The organism is Bacillus sp. JJ634, assembly GCF_036962285.1.
Lineage (GTDB): Bacteria > Bacillota > Bacilli > Bacillales > DSM-1321 > Peribacillus > Peribacillus asahii_A.
Genome location: NZ_JBALMU010000147.1, coordinates 1 through 3147, shown reverse-complemented (window position 1 = coordinate 3147; position 3147 = coordinate 1). Strand labels below are relative to the sequence as shown.

General features: G+C 33.0%; 3 protein-coding genes. All 3 read right to left on the bottom strand.

Annotated features, from left to right (window positions below):
• Nucleotides 1-125: 125 nt before the first annotated feature.
• Entirely contained in the window at nt 126-599 is a 474-nt protein-coding gene (locus tag V7068_RS19265; RefSeq protein ID WP_499714127.1) for an HXXEE domain-containing protein, read from the bottom strand.
• A gap of 651 nt (nt 600-1250) precedes the next feature.
• On the bottom strand, nt 1251-1643 hold the full coding sequence (locus tag V7068_RS19260; RefSeq protein WP_499714126.1) for a DUF1259 domain-containing protein: 393 nt from the start codon (nt 1641-1643) through the stop codon (nt 1251-1253).
• Between the two features lie 353 nt (nt 1644-1996).
• Nucleotides 1997-3147, bottom strand: a 1151-nt coding sequence (locus V7068_RS19255) for a cytochrome P450 (protein ID WP_499714125.1), incomplete at its 5' end; no start/stop codon positions are given.

The window sequence follows — 3147 nt, the reverse complement described above, 5'->3', positions numbered from 1 at the left end:
TATTTTTGGAAAGTTGTTTAAATTCTAATCTTATTTAGGATTGTTGACGTGAAAATTAAATAATAAAGTTACTTAATTCACGAGCCATATCTTTATGTAAAGTCTCCAATTTAACTATAAAGAAATTAATAAGCAGGGAATACTCTTTTCCCAATTCTAAATAATAAAGGAATTACTAATATTAAAATTGGTCCTACAATAATTGTGGAAAAAACAGTTTCTTTTAAGGAAATTAGTTCATCCATAAACATTCTANNATTGATAGGAATGTTTAGTAAAACCCCTGTTAAAAGACCAGGTGCATATTTTTTCATTACAATTGTTGCAAGAAGATGAGGGAAAATGGCATTAAGTATCATTGAACCTAAAAATCCAATAAACACCCATTTAACTAGAATAGACTTAGGAAAATAAAAATAACTAAATGCAGATAAATAAGCTAGTGATGTAATAACTAACACAGCAAAATGAAATTCATTTGCACTTACTGCCCTTTGAAATTTTGAAGGTTGTTGAGACCATTGTGGCAACCATAAAGCTTCTTCTAAATTATGTAATGTGATGGCTAAACAAAAGAAAATTAAAAGTGATTCTTGCATAAATCCACTTCCTTATAACTGTTTGTTTGATTGTTAAATTAACAAACATAGAGATATTCTACATTTTTTATTATATATGATATGGAAAAAGCGAGATGAATACATTCAGATCACCCTGATTTTTAAATAACTTTATTATCTTTGGAACAACTTTTAGAGGACAGTATCTGCTTTTTGTTGTCTGTGAATAACATTAAACAGCTTATTAAGTATTTTCTTCATTGAATAAAGGCTAATATTAGTGCTGTTATTATAAATACTTTTGATTTTAACAAATAAGTCAAATTCCTTTCCTTCTTTTTATATTACAACTTTAACTTCTTCCTCCTTTATATTATAGGGATATTTTAGCATATTGATGTAGCTGAAAATATGAAAAAAATGCTATATTCATAGGATTTAGATGTTTTGTTTCCGTCTGCCAATTCGCCTATCAATCCCAGTCTCCATTCGAAGTGACCATACTTTACCTACTTTTCTAACTGACATTAAGAAACCTCCATGTTGAGATGGAGGTAGGTGTGCTAAACAGTATGAGTCTGTAGTGCTGTTTTCATTCAGCAAAGTTTAAAATTATATAAAACAAATAGATATTTATGATAATTTGAGACTAACATTGCTGGGAATGATTCGTTCGAAGAGTCAAGTAATCTAATGTTTTAAAACATTAAAGGCTTTTGCGACTTTTTGTGCAAACGTTAATGGAGATTCCACAGATTGAAAATGAACATATAAAATATTGGGATTGGTAAAAATCCAATGATTGTGAATAGCGCTTATGATTAGGTTATTGCGAACTAATATATTAACAAAAGGCGAGATTTCTTCTTCTAGGAGGACAACTTCTCCAAGATTAAGTGCATTTCCTTCGTGATCCATTGATTCAAACGATATTCCTGCGTGAAGTTCACCACGACTTGGACGTCCTTGGATAGTGACATGAAGATTTCGATTGATTTCTACTGAACAAACTCCATGTTTCACATTAGCCTTCCCGTTAACAATTTGAGCATATTGATGGCATATATCATGGAAGTTCAGCATAATAAAACACCTCATTTTTTTCTAAAATTTATGAATTAAGGTGAAGGTCTAGAACTAATAATCGTGATGTTAATGCGTATTAGGTTGATTATATGCAATAAAAGAAGGTTCTTATTTAACTAATGGGGCGTTTCTACAATATGTGGAGGCGCTTTTTTTACTAACGGTTGGACAAGGATTGAAACGTATTGGCTGGAGAAACTAAGCATTATCGAAAATACCTATAAAAAAATTACTATCAATCACAAAATCCTAACAAAAGCAGAAACACGAAAAGAACTGCAAACACTTAAAAGGAGTACCGTCAGGAAAATGCGGTTTCTTGCCGGTATCCTTTATTGACTTTTACATTTTTAGTTGTAAACCTTCATCGGTAAATAAGTTAAGGACTGTCCAGTAGCTGAAGCAGTTAAATTTTTTTCTAATTCGAATCCATTAATTGGTTCGATACGAGAAAACTTTTGTAAGAATGCCTCTAGTGCAATTTTCATTTCTAATCGTGCAAGAGGTGCACCTAAACAGAAATGTGGACCATTTCCGAATGTTAAATTCTTTTTATTGTTTGAACGATGAATGTCTAGAGAGAAAGGATCTTCAAACATAGTTTCATCCATGTTGGATGCACTCATCCACGCGATGACTACATCTCCTTTTTTTAAATCAACACCTAATAAATTATTGTCCTGTTTCACAGTACGATCTCTTCGTGACATATGAAAACGGTATCGGAGCATTTCTTCGATTGCGTTTGGCACTAGTTCCCGATTACTTTTTAGTACCCCATATAATGACTCATCATCATAGAGCAATGAATAGAACGTATTGGCAATCGCATGGCTGGTTGTTTCAACACCCGCGCCTAAAAGTAACATTGTGACCTGCACAATCTCCTCATCTGTCAACCTTTCACCTTCTACTTCAGCCCGGATTAAGTCGGAGATAATATCATCGGAAAGGTTTGAACGTTTTTGAATGACAATCGGGTAGAGAAATTGGAAATATTCTTTTGCAGCATTTTGTTTCGCTAACTCAATGTCTTCCAGCCTTTCTTTGTCATAAGGTTGAAAAAGAATATCAATCCATTTCTTGAACTGATCTCTATCTTGTACCGGTACCCCAAATAAATCTGCTATAACTAGACTAGGAAAAGGGGCAGTAAAGGCTTCAACAATATTCACAGTAGAGTTTTCTTGTATGCCTTCTACAAGTTCAGTTGCAATCTGTTGAATACGAGGTTCCCAGTTCTTCAAACTGCGGGGAGTGAAAGCTGCGGCTAACAAGGAGCGTGCCTTCCGATGTTGAGGTGGATCTAAGAGTGTAATATTCATAATAGGGGAAGTTTTTTCTTGTTTGTTGTTAGCTCCAACAAAAATGGTTGTTCTAGGACCTTCACTTGAAAAGAATTCATAGTTACTTAATACTTGTTTAACATCTTCATATTTAAACACATTCCATGTATTTGTTTTTTCATGATAATAAACAGGATGATGATGCAACATTTCTT